General features: G+C 71.2%; 15 protein-coding genes. 12 read left to right on the top strand and 3 right to left on the bottom strand.

What is annotated here, in order from left to right:
• Nucleotides 1–153 precede the first annotated feature (153 nt).
• The 10 genes from MFF21_RS06450 (at nt 154) to MFF21_RS06495 (ending at nt 10,133) form a co-directional block, all read left to right on the top strand.
• Entirely contained in the window at nt 154–1,641 is a 1,488-nt protein-coding gene (locus MFF21_RS06450) for a replicative DNA helicase (RefSeq protein WP_238310396.1), read from the top strand.
• Between the two features lie 86 nt (nt 1,642–1,727).
• Nucleotides 1,728–2,840: an alanine racemase gene (gene alr, locus MFF21_RS06455; protein WP_238310522.1), complete on the top strand. Its 1,113-nt coding sequence runs from the start codon at nt 1,728–1,730 to the stop codon at nt 2,838–2,840.
• Nucleotides 2,841–2,901: 61 nt separating this feature from the next.
• Complete coding sequence (radA, locus tag MFF21_RS06460) at nt 2,902–4,326, top strand: DNA repair protein RadA (RefSeq protein WP_238310398.1); 1,425 nt, start codon at nt 2,902–2,904, stop codon at nt 4,324–4,326.
• Nucleotides 4,327–4,529: 203 nt separating this feature from the next.
• The gene (locus MFF21_RS06465; RefSeq protein WP_238310400.1) at nt 4,530–5,138 is read left to right on the top strand and encodes a CvpA family protein; all 609 of its coding nucleotides are present in this window, start codon (nt 4,530–4,532) and stop codon (nt 5,136–5,138) included.
• Nucleotides 5,139–5,251: 113 nt separating this feature from the next.
• On the top strand, nt 5,252–6,721 hold the full coding sequence (gene purF, locus MFF21_RS06470) for an amidophosphoribosyltransferase (RefSeq protein WP_238310401.1): 1,470 nt from the start codon (nt 5,252–5,254) through the stop codon (nt 6,719–6,721).
• A gap of 4 nt (nt 6,722–6,725) precedes the next feature.
• Nucleotides 6,726–7,466 carry an SDR family NAD(P)-dependent oxidoreductase gene (locus tag MFF21_RS06475; RefSeq protein ID WP_238310403.1) on the top strand — a complete coding sequence of 247 codons (741 nt, stop codon included), beginning with the start codon at nt 6,726–6,728 and terminating at the stop codon, nt 7,464–7,466.
• A 44-nt stretch (nt 7,467–7,510) separates the two neighbouring features.
• Nucleotides 7,511–7,918 (top strand): dihydrofolate reductase, encoded by a 408-nt coding sequence (locus MFF21_RS06480; RefSeq protein ID WP_238310408.1) that lies wholly within the window; start codon nt 7,511–7,513, stop codon nt 7,916–7,918.
• Nucleotides 7,919–7,999: 81 nt separating this feature from the next.
• Nucleotides 8,000–9,124 carry a carboxylate-amine ligase gene (locus MFF21_RS06485; RefSeq protein ID WP_238310409.1) on the top strand — a complete coding sequence of 375 codons (1,125 nt, stop codon included), beginning with the start codon at nt 8,000–8,002 and terminating at the stop codon, nt 9,122–9,124.
• 351 nt (nt 9,125–9,475) lie between these two features.
• The gene (locus MFF21_RS06490; protein WP_238310410.1) at nt 9,476–9,835 is read left to right on the top strand and encodes a hypothetical protein; all 360 of its coding nucleotides are present in this window, start codon (nt 9,476–9,478) and stop codon (nt 9,833–9,835) included.
• Nucleotides 9,836–9,908: 73 nt separating this feature from the next.
• Nucleotides 9,909–10,133: a hypothetical protein gene (locus MFF21_RS06495; RefSeq protein WP_238310411.1), complete on the top strand. Its 225-nt coding sequence runs from the start codon at nt 9,909–9,911 to the stop codon at nt 10,131–10,133.
• On the opposite strand, the gene MFF21_RS06500 is transcribed toward MFF21_RS06495, so the two are convergent.
• Both MFF21_RS06500 and MFF21_RS06505 read right to left on the bottom strand, forming a co-directional pair.
• Complete coding sequence (locus tag MFF21_RS06500) at nt 10,126–10,740, bottom strand: cytochrome b (RefSeq protein WP_238310412.1); 615 nt, start codon at nt 10,738–10,740, stop codon at nt 10,126–10,128. The two genes, MFF21_RS06495 and MFF21_RS06500, sit on opposite strands and share 8 nt — an antisense overlap.
• A gap of 140 nt (nt 10,741–10,880) precedes the next feature.
• Nucleotides 10,881–11,633, bottom strand: a complete 753-nt coding sequence (locus MFF21_RS06505; RefSeq protein ID WP_238310414.1) for a TetR/AcrR family transcriptional regulator — start codon at nt 11,631–11,633, stop codon at nt 10,881–10,883.
• Nucleotides 11,634–11,833: 200 nt separating this feature from the next.
• On the opposite strand from MFF21_RS06505, the gene MFF21_RS06510 reads away from it, so the two are divergent.
• Nucleotides 11,834–12,958 (top strand): glycosyltransferase family 2 protein, encoded by a 1,125-nt coding sequence (locus tag MFF21_RS06510; protein ID WP_238310416.1) that lies wholly within the window; start codon nt 11,834–11,836, stop codon nt 12,956–12,958.
• Nucleotides 12,946–14,064, top strand: a complete 1,119-nt coding sequence (locus MFF21_RS06515) for a hypothetical protein (RefSeq protein WP_238310418.1) — start codon at nt 12,946–12,948, stop codon at nt 14,062–14,064. The genes MFF21_RS06510 and MFF21_RS06515 overlap by 13 nt, the downstream gene beginning before the upstream one ends.
• Before the next feature lie 89 nt (nt 14,065–14,153).
• On the opposite strand, the gene proC is transcribed toward MFF21_RS06515, so the two are convergent.
• Nucleotides 14,154–14,975 (bottom strand): pyrroline-5-carboxylate reductase, encoded by an 822-nt coding sequence (gene proC, locus MFF21_RS06520; protein ID WP_238310419.1) that lies wholly within the window; start codon nt 14,973–14,975, stop codon nt 14,154–14,156.
• Nucleotides 14,976–14,981: the final 6 nt, after the last annotated feature.

A 14,981-nucleotide genomic window follows, 5' to 3' on the forward strand; every position in this document is an offset into this window, starting at 1 on the left:
CGGGCGCTCGGCTTTCGGCGGGTGTGGCGCGGCGGGTGCAGCGCGGCCGGCGCGCCGCCCCTAAGGATCGGTTCACCGTGCCGCGGCATGGTCGGGCAGAGATACGGAGCGCGGCCCCGTCGGGCCGCCGGGAATGGAGATCGAGAGCGCGCCATGGCCTTGCCCAACGCCCTGACGGCGAAGCTCGAAGCGGTCCAGGCCGAGTACCGCGTCCCGCCCCACAATATGGACGCGGAGCAGGCCCTGCTCGGCGCGATCATGGTCAACAACGACGCCTATTACCGGGTGTCGGACTTCCTCCTGCCCGAGCACTTCATGGAGGAGGTGCACCGCAAGATCTTCGAGGTCGCGGTCTCCCTGATCAAGGCGGGCAAGCTCGCGACCCCGATCACCCTCAAGACCTATCTCGGCGACGCCGATCTCGGCGGCATGACGCCGATGCAGTACCTCGCCCGCCTCGCGGCGGAGGCGACCACCGTCATCAACGCCGCCGAATACGGCCGCACCATCTACGACCTCGCGATCCGCCGCCGGCTGATCACCATCGGCGAGGACCTCGTGAACGGCGCCTACGAGGCGCCGGTGGAGGCCGCGCCCCGCGACCAGATCGAGGCGACCGAGCGCCGGCTCTACGAGCTGGCCGAGGCCGGCAAATACGACGGCGGCTTCCAGAAGTTCTCCGACGCGCTCACCGCGGCCGTCGACATGGCGGCCAAGGCCTATCAGCGCGACGGCAAGCTCTCCGGCATCGCCACGGGGCTGACCGACCTCGACGCCAAGATGGGCGGCCTGCAGCCCTCCGACCTGATCATCCTCGCGGGGCGCCCGGCCATGGGCAAGACCTCGCTCGTGACCAACATCGCTTTCAACATCGCCAAGGCCTATCGCGGCGAGAAGCGGCCCGACGGCGTGATCGAGACCGTGAATGGCGGCATCGTCGGCTTCTTCTCCCTCGAAATGTCGGCCGAGCAGCTCGCCACCCGCATCATCGCCGAGCAATCCGGCGTGCCCTCCTACAAGATCCGCCGCGGCGACATCCGGCCCGAGGATTTCTACAAGATCACCGACGCCGCCCGGGAGATGCAGTCGATCCCGTTCTACATCGATCAGACCGGCGGTATCTCCATCGCCCAGCTCGCCGCCCGCGCCCGCCGCCTTAAGCGGCAGAAGGGGCTCGACCTGCTCATCGTCGACTATCTTCAGCTGCTCTCGGGCTCGGCCAAGAAGGGCGACAACCGCGTGCAGGAGATGACCGAGATCACCACCGGCATGAAGGCGCTCGCCAAGGAGCTGAACGTGCCGATCATCGCGCTCTCGCAGCTCTCCCGTCAGGTGGAGAACCGCGACGACAAGCGGCCGCAGCTCGCCGACCTGCGCGAATCCGGCTCGATCGAGCAGGACGCCGACGTGGTGATGTTCGTGTTCCGCGAGGAATACTACGTCAACAACAAGAAGCCCCGCGAGGGCACGGAAGAGTTCTTCGCCTGGGAGGCGGAGATGAACCGCGTCCACGGCAAGGCCGAGGTCATCCTCGGTAAGCAGCGCCACGGCCCCACCGGCACGGTCGAGCTGCAGTTCGACGCCAACATCACCCGCTTCTCGAACCTGGCCAGCGACGACCGGATGCCCGACCGGATCTGATCCGGATCGTGCTACAAGCCCTCATCCGCGCCACGCGGGCGCAGCTGTGAGGGACCCGGCGGGGGCCGGCCGGAGGAGAGCGGATCATCGCCTTCGAAGAACCAGAGGGTCGCGACGAGGCGCGCTTTTATCCCGCCCACGGCGCCCGCCTGACGATCGACCTGTCGGCGCTCGTCGCGAACTGGCGGCAGCTCGGCGCCTGCGCGCCGCAGGCCGAGTGCGGCGCCGTGGTGAAGGCCGACGCCTATGGCTGCGGGCTCGCCCGGGTCGCCCCCGCGCTGTGGCGGGTGGGCTGCCGGACCTTCTTCGTGGCGCATCTCGCCGAGGGGATCGCAGCGCGCGCGCTGCTGCCGGAGGCGGCGATCTACGTCCTCAACGGCCTCGCCCCCGGCACCGGCGCGGCCTACCGCGCCCATGCCCTGCGCCCCGTCCTCGGGGACGGGGAGGAGATCGCCGAATGGGCGGCCCTGTCGCGGGGCGCGCTGCCGGCGGCGCTGCATGTCGATACCGGCATGAACCGGCTCGGGCTGCCCGTGCCCGAGGCCCTGGCGCTCTCCGGCGATCCGCTGCTGGCGGAAGCGGGCATCGACCTCGTGATGAGCCATCTCGTCAGCGCCGAGCAGCCCGAGGCCGCCGTGAACGACCGCCAGGCGGCGGCCTTCGCCGCGATCCGCGCGGCCTTCCCGGGGCTGCGCGCCTCGCTCGCCAATTCCTCGGGCGGCTGCCTCGACGCCCGGGTCCGGCACGATCTGCTGCGCCCGGGCTACGCGCTGTACGGCGGCAACCCGCATCCCGGCCGACCGAATCCGATGCGGCCGGTGGTGCGGCTCGAGGCGACGATCCTTCAGCTGCGGGAGGTCGAGGCCGGGGAGAGCTGCGGCTACAACGCCCGCTGGACCGCGCCCGGCCGGCGCCGCCTCGCCACCCTGTCCCTCGGCTATGCCGACGGCTATCCGCGCGCGGCGAGCAATGCCGGCCGGGCTCTCGTCGGCGGCGTCCCCTGCCCGATCCTCGGCCTGATCTCGATGGATCTCATCATCCTCGACGTGACGCAGGCCCCGGAGGCCCGACGCGGCGGAACCGCCACCCTGATCGGCCACGACCTCGACATCGACAAGGTGGGCGAGGCCGCAGGCACGATCGGCTACGAGATCCTGACGGGGCTGGGTTCCCGTTATGTTCGTGTCTATGTAGGGTAAGCCGGGCCGCGAGAGCCGGCCCCTCCCTTCCTCCGGGCCCCTGCGGCCGGGACCGCAATCCATGGCCAAGATCCACCAGACCTTCGTGTGCCAGTCCTGCGGGGCGGTCTACAATCGCTGGCGCGGGCGCTGCGAGGCCTGCGACGGCTGGAACACGATCCAGGAGGAGGTGGCGGCGAGCGGCCCCCAATCCGGTCCGGCGGCGGCGCGGACCTCGTCCCGCGCCCGTGGCCGGGTCTTCCCCATGGAGGGCCTGACCGGCGAGGCCAAGGAGGCGCCGCGCACGCCCTCCGGCATCGCCGAGCTCGACCGGGTGACCGGCGGCGGCTTCGTGCGCGGCTCGGTGATCCTGCTCGGGGGCGATCCCGGCATCGGCAAGTCGACCCTGCTGATGCAGGCCTCCGCGGCCATGGCGGCCCAGGGTGCCCGCGTCGCCTACATCTCCGGCGAGGAGGCGGTGGGCCAGGTGCGCCTGCGGGCCGAGCGCCTCGGCCTCGCCAAGCATCCGGTGGAGCTCGCGGCGCAGACCAATGTCGAGGACATCGTCGAGACCCTGTCCCAGGGCCATCCGCCGGCGCTCGCCATCATCGATTCGATCCAGACCATGTGGACCGAGACCGTCGAATCGGCCCCGGGCACGGTCACGCAGGTGCGCTCCTCCGCCCAGGCCCTGATCCGCTTCGCCAAGACCACGGGCACGGCGGTGATCCTCGTCGGCCACGTCACCAAGGACGGGCAGATCGCCGGCCCCCGCGTGGTGGAGCACATGGTCGACGCGGTCGCCTCCTTCGAGGGCGACCAGGGCCACCATTTCCGCATCCTGCGGGCGGTGAAGAACCGCTTCGGCCCCACCGACGAGATCGGCGTCTTCGAGATGACGGATGCGGGTCTCTCCGAGGTGCCCAATCCCTCCGCCCTGTTCCTGGCGGGGCGCGACCATGCCGCGCCGGGCACGGCGGTCTTCGCGGGCATGGAGGGCACGCGGCCCCTCCTCGTCGAGATCCAGGCCCTGGTCACGCCCTCGGCTCTGGGCATGCCCCGGCGTTCCGTGGTCGGCTGGGATCCGAACCGGCTCTCCATGGTGCTCGCGGTGCTGGAGGCCCATGGCGGCCTGCGGCTCGGCACCCACGACGTCTATCTCAACGTGGCGGGGGGCCTGCGCATCTCCGAGCCGGCGGCCGACCTCGCGGTGGCGGCCGCCCTGGTCTCCTCGCTCTCCGGCGCGACGCTCGCGCCGGAGACGGTGTTCTTCGGCGAGGTCGGCCTCTCGGGTGCGGTGCGGCCGGTGGCCCAGGCGCAGGCGCGGCTGAAGGAGGCGCAGAAGCTCGGCTTCTCGCGGGCGATGGTGCCGCAGGGCCGGGGCGAGGAGACCGACAGGCTGCTCGCCACCCAGTCCCTGCGCCACATCGCCGACCTCGTGGCGGGCATCGTCGCCGATGCGCCCCGGCGCAGCGCGCGCAATGCCCGCCGGGCGGAGGTCGACTGAGGCTGCGGGGCCGCGCCAGGAGACTCGCATGAGGATCCCCAGCGTCGTGCACGGTGAAATCGGGCGCCTGTTTCGCGCAAGGTGACGGCCGAGGTTCGCGCTTGTATAACGCCCGCATCAAGAGCCGGAGGCGCGCGGCCCGGGCGAGCCCGCGTGTCGATGCCGAGCGGCCGTTCCCCGCCCTAAGCGATGCGTAGCCTGCGATGCCGTTTTCCATCCTCGACCTCGTGGTGCTCGGCATCGTGGTCCTGTCCGCGCTGCTCGCCGCCGTGCGCGGCGTGACCCGGGAGGTGCTGGCGATCTTCGCCTGGGTCGTCGCCGCGGCGGTCGCCTGGTCGCTGCACCCGCTGCTGCTGCCCACGGTGAAGCAGCACGTCACCAGCGACACGGTGGCCCTCGTCGCCTCCATCGCGGCGATCTTCCTCGGTACGCTGATCGTCGTCTCGATCATCACGGTGAAGCTCTCCGACCTCGTGCTCGATTCGCGGATCGGCGCGGTGGACCGCTCCCTCGGCTTCCTGTTCGGCGCCGCCCGCGGCTTCCTGATCTGTGTGATCGGATGGGTCTTCCTGGCCTGGCTCGTCCAGGGCCGGATGCCCGACTGGGCCGCCCAGGCGAAGACGCGCTACTATCTGGAGCAGTCCGGCAACGCCCTGGTCGCCCAGCTGCCCGACAATCCGGAGGGCTGGATCAAGAGCCTGCGCAAGCCGAAGGGCGAGGGCGCGCCGGAAGGCGGCGAGCCGCCGGCCGAGGGCGACACGCCGGCCCAGCGCACCGACGCACAGCCTGCCACGCCCGCACCGCGGCGCTGACCCCGCCTGCCTGCATGGAACCGTTCTTGGTTCCGCCGCAGAGGTCGCTTAGATAGCGGGCTTTCCAAAGACGCTGCCCGTCGGGATCGGCCGGCAACGAGGAATCGGCAGGCATGTCAGAACAGAGCGCGCGGGACCTCGACTGGGACGCCGAGGGCGATACCCTGCGTGAGGAATGCGGCGTCTTCGGCATCTACGGACACGACGACGCCTCCGCCATCGTGGCCCTCGGGCTCCACGCCCTTCAGCATCGCGGCCAGGAGGCGGCCGGGATCGTCGCCTTCGACGGGGCGGTCTACCATTCCGAGCGCCGCCAGGGCCTCGTCGGCGATTCCTTCTCGGACCGCGCCACCATCGAGCGGCTGAAGGGCCAGGCCGCCATCGGCCATGTGCGCTACTCGACGACGGGCGGCACCATCCTGCGCAACGTGCAGCCGCTCTTCGCGGAGCTGGCGAGCGGCGGCCTCGCGGTCGCCCATAACGGCAACCTGACCAACGCTCTCTCCCTCCGCCGCGACTTGGTGCGCGACGGCGCCATCACCCAGTCCACCTCGGACACCGAGGTGATCCTGCATCTGGCCGCGCGCTCGCGCAAACCCCGCATCGTCGAGCGCTTCATCGACGCCCTGCAGCAGATCGAGGGCGCCTACGCCATCGTAGCGCTGACCAACAAGAAGCTGATCGGCGCCCGCGACCCCATGGGCATCCGCCCCCTGGTGATCGGCGAACTCGACGGCCGCTACATCCTCGCCTCGGAAACCTGCGCCCTCGACATCATCGGCGCCCGCTTCATCCGCGACGTGGAGAACGGCGAGGTGGTGGTGATCTCGGACGAGGGGCTGGAATCGATCCGCTTCGCCGAGCGGCGCCCGATGCGGCCCTGCATCTTCGAATACATCTACTTCGCCCGGCCGGATTCCGTGGTGAACGGCAAGAGCGTCTATGCCGTGCGCAAGAACATCGGCATCGAGCTCGCCCGCGAGGCCGGGGCCGAGGCCGACATCGTGATCCCGGTGCCGGATTCCGGCGTGCCGGCGGCCCTGGGCTACGCCCAGGAGACCGGCCTGCCCTTCGAGATGGGCATTATCCGCAACCACTATGTCGGGCGCACCTTCATCCAGCCGACCCAGTCCGTGCGCGAGCTCGGCGTGCGCATGAAGCACTCGGCCAACCGCGCCGCGGTGGAGGGCAAGCGCATCGTGCTCGTCGACGACAGCCTCGTGCGCGGCACCACCTCGGTGAAGATCGTGCGCATGATGCGCGACGCCGGCGCGACGGAGGTGCATTTCCGCATCGCCTCGCCGCCGATCACCTATCCCGACTTCTACGGCATCGACACGCCGGAGAAGGAGAAGCTGCTCGCCGCCACCCACGACCTCGAGGGGATGCGCAAATATATCGGCGCGGATTCCCTCGCCTTCCTCTCGATCCCCGGCCTCTACCGGGCGATGGGCGAGGAAGCCCGCAACGAGGCCTGCCCGCAATATACCGACCATTGCTTCACCGGCGAGTATCCGACCGGGCTGACCGACCTCGCCATCGCCGGGCCGAAGCGCTTCGCGATGCTGGCCGAGGCGGACTGAGCGGATGGGGAAGCCCCTCGAAGGCCGCATCGCCGTCGTCACCGGAGCCTCCCGCGGCATCGGCCGGGCCGCCGCCCTGGCGCTGGCCGGGGCCGGGGCCCACATCGTCGCCGTGGCCCGCACGCAGGGGGCGCTGGAAGAACTCGACGACGCGATCCAGGCCGCCGGGTCGAGCGCCACGCTGGTGCCGCTCGACCTGACGGATTTCGACGGGCTCGACCGGCTCGGCGCCGCGATCAACGAGCGCTGGGGCCGGCTCGACGCGGTGATCGGCAATGCCGGCATCCTCGGCAACCTGATGCCCGTGGGCCATGTCACGCCCAAGGTCTGGGATCAGGTGATGGCGATCAACGTCACCGCCAATTACCGGCTGATCCGATCCCTCGATCCGCTGCTGCAGCGTTCGGAGGCCGGCCGCGCCGTCTTCGTCACCTCCGGCGCCTCCGTGAAGTGCCGGGCCTATTGGGGGCCCTATTCCGTCTCGAAGGCGGCGCTCGACGCCCTGGTGCGCACCTACGCCGCCGAGACCGAGCGCACCAGAGTGCGGGCGATGCTCGTCAATCCGGGCCCGCTCCGCACCGCCATGCGCGCCGCCGCCATGCCGGGCGAGGATCCGCAGACCCTCCGGACGCCGGACGACCTCGCGCCCCATCTCGTGCGGCTCGCGAGCCCCGCCTGGAACGAAACCGGCCGGCTCTACGATTTCCCGAGCGACCGGGTGCTGGATTTCCAGCCCCCCGCCTGAGCGCGGCCTTCGTCGCCGGCCCCCAACCTACCTTCGAGGACCGCATGATCGACGTCCGCTGCATCTGCGCCATCGGCCAGCGCGGCCAGCTGGGGCTGAACGGGCAATTGCCCTGGGAGGGCAACACCGATCCGGTCTTCGTCGAGGACGTGACCCGCTTCTTCCAGCTCACCATGGGCCACGTGCTCATCGCCGGCCCGAAGACGGTCTCCTCGATTCCCGAATTCGCCTTCAAGGACCGCACCATCGACGTGATCCGCTCGCACGAGGATCCGGAGACGGTGCTGAAGCGCTATCCCGGCCGGCGCATCTTCGTGGGCGGCGGTATCAAGGTCTGGGACGTCTACGCCCCCTATATCCAGCACTGGGACGTCACCCGCCTGCCCTATGACGGCGAGGCCGACCGCTGGTTCGACCCGGCCTGGCTCGTGGGCAGCGGACGGCCACGCTGAACCCTTCGCCCCCGGCAGCGTTCGTACTCACGCGTTGAGTGAGGCGGCGTCCGACCGGTCTCCGCGTCAGGGGATAGGGTGATGTCCGGCCACAGCTACCGCTTCGGCATCGAGGAAGAGTACTTTCTGGCCGATGCCGAGACCCGCGGGACGCCGCGCCGCTCGGTGAAGCCCTTCCATACGGAGGCCGGCGAGGCCCTGCCCGAGATCGGGCGCGAATTGCTCCAGTGCCAGGTCGAGGTCTGCACGCCGCCCTCGACCGCCTTCGGGGCGGCCCGCGACGTGCTCGCGCGCCAGCGGGACAAGCTCGCCGAGATTGCGGGGCGGCACGGCCTGCTCGTCTTCGCGGCCGGCACCCATCCGGTGGCGGACTGGGCGCGGCAATTGCCCACCAAGGGCGACCGCTACCGCGGCATCCTGCGCGATGTCGGGCTCGCCGGGCGGCGCAGCCTGATCTGCGGCATGCATGTCCATGTCGAGGTGGCCGAACCGGAGGCCCGCGTCGACCTGATGAACCGGCTCCTGCCGTTCCAGCCCCTGCTCTTCGCGCTCTCGGCCTCCTCGCCCTTCTGGCAGGGCAAGCCGACCGGGCTCTCCGCCTACCGCCTCAGCGCCTTCGGCGAGCTGCCCCGCACCGGCCTGCCGGAGCTGATCGCGGATGCGGCCGATTACGCGCGCTACATCCGCATCATGACCAAGGCGGGCTCGATCCAGGATGCGAGCTACCTGTGGTGGTCGCTGCGCCCCTCGATCAAGTTCCCGACCCTGGAGCTGCGCATCGCCGACAGCTGCACCCGGCTCGACGACGCCCTCGTCATCGCCGCCCTGTTCCGCTGCCTGGTGCGCCTCGTCGAGCGCCGGCCGGCGCTGAATGCCGGCCTCACCGGCGTCTCCCGGGCGCTCGCGGCGGAGAACCTCTGGCGGGCGCAGCGCAGCGGCGTCGAAGCGGAGTTGATCGACGAGGCCTCCGAGGAGGCCTTCCCCTTCTCGGACTATCTCGCCAGCGTGCTCTCCCTCGTGGCGGAGGATGCCGAGGCCCTCGGCTGCGCGGCGGAGATCGAGGGCGCCCAGCGGATCCTGCGGGAGGGCACCAGCGCCGACCGGCAGATCGCGGTGTTCGAGGCGGCCCGCGGCGGCGAGACCAGCAACCGGCAGGCCCTCGACGCGGTGGTCGACTGGCTCGCCGAGACCTCCCGCAGCGCCTGAGGCGCCATCAGCAGTTTATGTGCGATTGCAAATACACGCGATCAGTTTCATGGTCCGTTAGCCCTGCCTCGGCCGAGATCAGCCGCGAATTCCTCGATCGTTAACCCTCCATCGAACGTGTATTTCCTCGATCCTCTTCCGGATCGACACGACAATACTTGAGTAAGGCGCGAGGCCTTATCCAGCCTTCAAGCGCGACACCCGCGCTGCATCGGGACATCGGTCGGGGCCATTGCCGCCGCCGTCGCCGGGATCGCCGCGACGGGCGGGCGGTCCCGCGCGGCTTCCAGATGCTCACGGCAGCGCCCGCACCCCGCGCGGCGCAGGAAGGTTGGAAGGTCTGGAAGTCCCATGCGTTTCATGAATGGTCGCCTGAACGGGCAGCGGCGCGCCCACGCGGCGGAGCGGCAGGGCTCCGGTCGGAGCACGGCTTCGTTCGTGAGCCGGCTCGCCCTCGTCGCCGCCTGCACCCTCTCCGTCACGGCCTGCGTCAGCCCCAAGGAGCAGCGGGCCATGGATCAGAACCAGTGTCTCGGCTTCGGCTTCGAGCCGGGCACCGACGCCTTCGCCCAATGCATGATGGGTGTGACGCAGCACCGCGAGGCGCTGGCGCAAGAGCGAAACCTCGCCCTGCAGCACCAGAACATGGTGCGGTTCTGGCAGAACGAGCGCGAGTGGGAAGAGCGCCGCCGCGCCAATCTCGCCCGCTGAGGCGGCCTTCGGGCGATCGGAGCCGGCCGAACCGGCCCGATCGTCCGGGACGCCACCATTCTTGGAGTGACCGATGACTGAGGAATTCCGCGGCCCGCGCTACCCGACCGGCGCGATCATGAGCCTGGCCGTCCTGATCGGGATCGCGGCTTGGCTGTCGACCGCGAAGCCGAGCTACTTCATCCTGGCGGCGCTGGTCAGCATGATCGCCTTCAGCGTTCTCTACAGCCTCGTGCGCAAGCGCCTCGGCTGGCGGCCGCTGGATCTCGAGGCGCTGCCCAACCTCCCCTTCATCTGAGCGGGAGGGTGTCCGGCAGCGGCGGGAGCCTGCGCGGGTCCTGCTCCGGCAGCATTCGGTCGAGGACGAAGTCGCGGCGGATGGCGACGTGCCAGACGGTCGCGAGGATGTGCAGCAGCACCAGCGCGTAGACCGCCCATTGACCCGCGAGGTGCGCCTTCTCGAAGGCCTCGTGCAACTCGGGGTTCTTCTCGAAGCCCGGGATGGAGAACAGCCAGAAATACGGCAGCGGATTGCCGTTGAAGGCGCTGAGCAGGAAGCCGGTGACCGGCATGATCAGGAAGATCGCGTAGAGCAGCCAGTGATTGATCCTGGCGAGAAGCGCCAGGCTGCGCGACTCGGTCGTCTCGGGCGGCGGGGGATTCAGGGCCCGCCACAGGATGCGCAGGGCCACGATCGCGAAGATCGTCAGGCCGACCGACTTGTGCAGGGTGAAGACGACCGGCTTGGCCGCCGCGTCCCTGGCGAGGCTGGTGCCGATCCAGGCGAGCGGCAGCACCGCCACCACCAGGGCCGACGTGAGCCAGTGCAGGGCCTGGGCGACCCCGCCGTAGCGGGGAACGGTCGGCGGCGCGGTGCCGAGGGGCGCCATGGACTGCAGGGGCATGGACATCCTTATCCGCCACGCGCCCACACGCATCGTCCGGGCCGTGACGGGCTCCCGGTCCGCCAAGCTTATTTAGAGCAATTTTAAACGGCAGCGTAGCCCCGAGGACGGGATGCCGCGGCCCAGGCGCGGCCCCCGGCTCAGATCGCGGCGGCGGAATCGCCGTCCACCGCCGGGTCCTCGTCCTTGACGGTGTCCCTGCGCCGGCCGCGGCCGGGGCGACGGTCGAGAAAGGCGCGGCCCAGGGCGCGGAAGGGCGCGGCGAGGCGGCGGGCATCCTCCGCCCGCTCCATGAAGCGCTCGCCGCGGCGGATCTCCTGGTCCAGCCGGGCCATGGTACGGGCGAGCGCCGGGTCGTCGTCCTCCAGCCAGACCTCGACGGTGCGGGCGAAGGCGATCACCACGCCCTGCAGCTTCACCCGCCCGAGCGGTCCCTCCGTGTCGATGCCGGCCGCCGCCAGCATGTAACGATGCGAGTTGAGGGCCACGTTGTTCAGCGCCATCAGGGAGAGCGGGTCGGCCCGCAGCGCGTAGGCGATGCGGCGCAGGGCCGGCTTGTAGGGCGCCATGGCGTCGAGCCGGCGCATCAGCACGTCGAAGAGGCGCTCGCGGGTCGGCTCATCGGCGAGGTCGGTCGCCTCCTCCTCCAGCACCTTCCTGTCGATGATCCGCGACAGGCCGCCGAGGATGGCGCCCTTGGACGGGAACAGCTCCCGCAATTCGGCGAGACTCAGCCCGGCCTCGCGGGCCACGTCCCCGACCTCGATGTCGTTCCAGGGCTGCTCGGCGGCGAGCCGCATCAGCGCCTCGACGGCGGCTTCGCGGGGATTGGGCTTGGCCGATTTCCCCTTCGCGGCCTTGGCCACGGGCTTCGGATCGGGATTCGCTTCCATGGTCGCGCTCCGTCTCTGGCTGAGTGTCGCGGACCGGGACGGGCCGCCTCATCGGGCCTTACTTAAGCCCACTCGCGCCCGCTTGCAGGGACAAGGCGGAAATCAGGGCTGTGCATCAAACCGATTCTTAAAAGGCCTGCCTCCATAGCAGGGGATGATCCGGGTGGTCCGCCGCCCGGCCCCGGCAGACGGAGGCCCCGATGCTCCACGCCCCGATCGTTGCCGAGCGCAGGCTCGTCCCTGACGACGCCCCCCTCGAGCTCGCCGTCATCATCCCCACGCGCAACGAGGCGGGCAATGTCCGCCGTCTGCTCGCCGGGCTCGAAGCGGCCCTCGCGACGATCTCCTGGGAAGCGATCTTCGTCGACGACGATTCGCCGGACGGCACCGCCGCGCTGGTGCGCGAGATCGGCCGGAGCAATGTTCGGGTGCGCGTCCTCCAGCGGGTCGGACGGCGCGGCCTGTCCTCCGCCGTGATCGAAGGCATGCTCGCCACCTCCGCCCCCGTGCTCGCGGTGATCGACGGCGACGGCCAGCACGACGAGACCCTGCTGCCCCGCCTCTACGCGGCCGTGCGCGACGGCCACGACCTCGCGGTCGGCTCCCGCTACGTCGAGGGCGGCGGTATCGGCGACTGGGATTCGGGCCGCGCCGCGGCGAGCCGCTGGGCGACGCAGCTCGCCCGCAAGATGACCCGAACCCGCCTGAGCGATCCGATGAGCGGCTTCTTCGTCCTGCGCCGCGAGGTCCTGGAGGCGGCCCTGCCGCGCCTGTCCGGCACCGGCTTCAAGATCCTGCTCGATCTCGTCGCCTCCTCGCCGGAGCCCCTCCGCATGACCGAAGTGCCCTACACCTTCCGGAGCCGCACGGTGGGCGAGAGCAAGCTCGATTCCGCCGTCGTCCTCGAATACCTGAACCTGCTCATCGACAAGACCGTGGGCCGCTTCCTGCCGCCCCGGCTGATCCGCTTCCTGCTGGTGGGCGGCCTCGGTCTCGGCGTGCACCTCGCCGTGCTCGGCCTCGGGCTGGCCCTCACCGCCCCCTTCGCCGCGGCCCAGGCCTTCGCCGTCTGGGCGGCGATGACCTTCAATTTCAGCCTCAACAACGTCTTCACCTACCGCGACCGGCGCCTGCGCGGCTGGCGGCTGCTGCCGGGCCTACTGAGCTTCTACGCGGTCTGCGGGATCGGGGCCCTCGGCAATGTCGGCGTCGGCACCTGGGTGCACGGGACGCAGCAGATCTGGTGGATCGCGGGCATCGCCGGCGCGGTGATCGGCGCGGTCTGGAACTTCGCCGCCGCGAGCGTGGTGACATGGCGGCGCTGACCGCGGCGCCGGTTCCGGCGGCGTCGCGGCCCTCCCTACCCGCGAGCCGCCTCGCCCGCCTGCCGGCCCTCGCGGCCCGGGCTCTCCTGGCCGGGCTCGCGGCGCTGATGGTCTACGGGCTCGCCCTCTCCTTCGCGCCGAACGCCGGAATGGTCCGGACCTCGCCCGACCCCGAGCAGACCGACGTGAAGCTCTACACGGCGATCGCCGAGCGCGTCGCCGCGGGCGAGGGCTACTACACCGCCGCCCTCGCCGAGCAGCGCCAGCGCGGCTACCCGCTCAAGCCCTTCGTAACGGTGCGCCTGCCCACCCTCGCCCTGTTGCAGGCGCGGATCGGGATCGAAGCGGCCCAGCGCGTCCTGTGCGGCCTCGCGGCCCTGGCCGCCCTCGTCATGGCGTTCCGCCTGTTCCGGGATCTCGGCCCCGGCCGCGCCCTGGCCGCCGCCATCGCGCTCACCGTCGTCGGGTTGCTGCCCTTCGGCGTCCCGGTCTTCGGCTTCTGGCACGAGGCCTGGGCCTCGGTGCTGGTGGTGCTGTCGCTGGCCTGCCGCAGCCGGGAGCGCTGGATCGGGAGCGTGCTGATCGGCTTCGTGGCGGTCGCCTTCCGCGAGCTCGCCCTGCCCTATCTCTGCGTCATGGCCTTCGTGGCGCTGGTCGAGGGCAACCGGCGGGAGGCGCTGGCCTGGATCGCCGCCATCCTCGCCTTCGCCGGGCTCCTCGCCGCCCATGCCCTGACGCTCAGCCACCTCGTGACCGCGGCCGACCCCGCCTCGCCCGGATGGAGCGCGGCCGGCGGGTGGCCCTTCGTGCTGAGCATGATCGGCGCCTGCACGCTCCTCACCCTGGCGCCGTTCCCGCTGGTCGCCCTGGTGGCACCCCTCTGCCTGCTGGGCTGGGCCGCCTGGCCCGGCGGCCTCGGCCTGCGGGTCGCCCTGCTGCTCGGCGGGCTGAGCCTCGCCTTCATGCTGATCGGACGCCCGGACAATTTCTACTGGGGGATGATGCTGGCGCCGCTGCTCTTCACGGGGCTCGCGGCCCTGCCCTCCGGCCTGCGCGACCTCGTTCACGCCGCGCGGGGACAGGCGCAGCCGCGGATCGCGGCCTGACCCACGCCGCCCGGGCGACCGCTCCGATCGAACGGGGCTCCCCTCGTCCGACCGACCGGGAAAAGAAGCGCCCGACCCGCCGGCTTCGATCAGCCGGAAAGCTCGGCCGCCCGGCGGGCCGCCGCGGCCACGGCCTCCCGCATCAGATCCGGCATGGCGCCCTCGCGCATCAGCACCGCCAGGGCCGCCGCGGTGGTGCCGCCCGGCGAGGTCACGTCCCGCCGCAGCTGTCCCGCCTCCGTGCCGGTGGCCTCGAGCAGCGCCCCCGCCCCGGACACCGTGGCGCGGGCGAGCCGCGCGGCCGTCTCGGCGGGCAGGCCCGCCGCGATCCCGGCCGCGGCCAGGGTCTCGGCGAGCAGGAAGACATAGGCCGGCCCCGAGCCGGACAGGGCCGTCACCGCGTCGATCAGCCCCTCGTCGTCGAGCCACTCCACCAAGCCGGAACAGGCCAGCAGGGCCTCCGCCGCCGCGCGCTGGCCGGGGGAGACCTCCGGGCTTGCCACGGCGCCGGTGGCGCCCCGGCCGATGCTGGCCGGCAGGTTCGGCATGGTGCGCACGACGCAGGCGAGGCCCGGAAGGCGGGCCTTGAGATCGGCGATGGTCTTGCCCGCGAGGACCGAGACGAGGAGCGTGCCCGGGCCGACGAACGGGGCCAGCGCGGCAGCGGCCTCGGCCAGCCCCTGCGGCTTGATCGCCAGCACCAGCGTCTCGGCCGGGGCGGGCGCGGCCGGGTTCACGGCGATGCCGCGCTCGGCGCAGAGCATCGCCATCTCGGGAGAGAGATGCGGGTCGACGACCGTGGTGCGGGCGGGATCGAGGCCGCCGGCGAGCCAGCCCCGCAGCATGGCCCCGCCCATCTTGCCCGCGCCGAAGAGGGTCAGCGAGGCGGGCAGGCCGGTGACGTTCGCCATCGCCCC

This window comes from Methylobacterium organophilum, from assembly GCF_022179465.1.
Lineage (GTDB): Bacteria > Pseudomonadota > Alphaproteobacteria > Rhizobiales > Beijerinckiaceae > Methylobacterium > Methylobacterium organophilum.

Coding starts and splice junctions, on each gene's coding strand:
- proC (WP_238310419.1), bottom strand. CDS start 14,975: ATGGCGAACGTCACCGGCCTGCCCGCCTCGCTGACCCTCTTCGGCGCG.
- purF (WP_238310401.1), top strand. CDS start 5,252: ATGTCAGAACAGAGCGCGCGGGACCTCGACTGGGACGCCGAGGGCGAT.
- MFF21_RS06485 (WP_238310409.1), top strand. CDS start 8,000: ATGTCCGGCCACAGCTACCGCTTCGGCATCGAGGAAGAGTACTTTCTG.
- MFF21_RS06450 (WP_238310396.1), top strand. CDS start 154: ATGGCCTTGCCCAACGCCCTGACGGCGAAGCTCGAAGCGGTCCAGGCC.
- radA (WP_238310398.1), top strand. CDS start 2,902: ATGGCCAAGATCCACCAGACCTTCGTGTGCCAGTCCTGCGGGGCGGTC.
- MFF21_RS06475 (WP_238310403.1), top strand. CDS start 6,726: ATGGGGAAGCCCCTCGAAGGCCGCATCGCCGTCGTCACCGGAGCCTCC.
- MFF21_RS06515 (WP_238310418.1), top strand. CDS start 12,946: ATGGCGGCGCTGACCGCGGCGCCGGTTCCGGCGGCGTCGCGGCCCTCC.
- MFF21_RS06465 (WP_238310400.1), top strand. CDS start 4,530: ATGCCGTTTTCCATCCTCGACCTCGTGGTGCTCGGCATCGTGGTCCTG.
- MFF21_RS06500 (WP_238310412.1), bottom strand. CDS start 10,740: ATGCCCCTGCAGTCCATGGCGCCCCTCGGCACCGCGCCGCCGACCGTT.
- MFF21_RS06495 (WP_238310411.1), top strand. CDS start 9,909: ATGACTGAGGAATTCCGCGGCCCGCGCTACCCGACCGGCGCGATCATG.
- MFF21_RS06480 (WP_238310408.1), top strand. CDS start 7,511: ATGATCGACGTCCGCTGCATCTGCGCCATCGGCCAGCGCGGCCAGCTG.
- MFF21_RS06505 (WP_238310414.1), bottom strand. CDS start 11,633: ATGGAAGCGAATCCCGATCCGAAGCCCGTGGCCAAGGCCGCGAAGGGG.
- MFF21_RS06510 (WP_238310416.1), top strand. CDS start 11,834: ATGCTCCACGCCCCGATCGTTGCCGAGCGCAGGCTCGTCCCTGACGAC.
- MFF21_RS06490 (WP_238310410.1), top strand. CDS start 9,476: ATGCGTTTCATGAATGGTCGCCTGAACGGGCAGCGGCGCGCCCACGCG.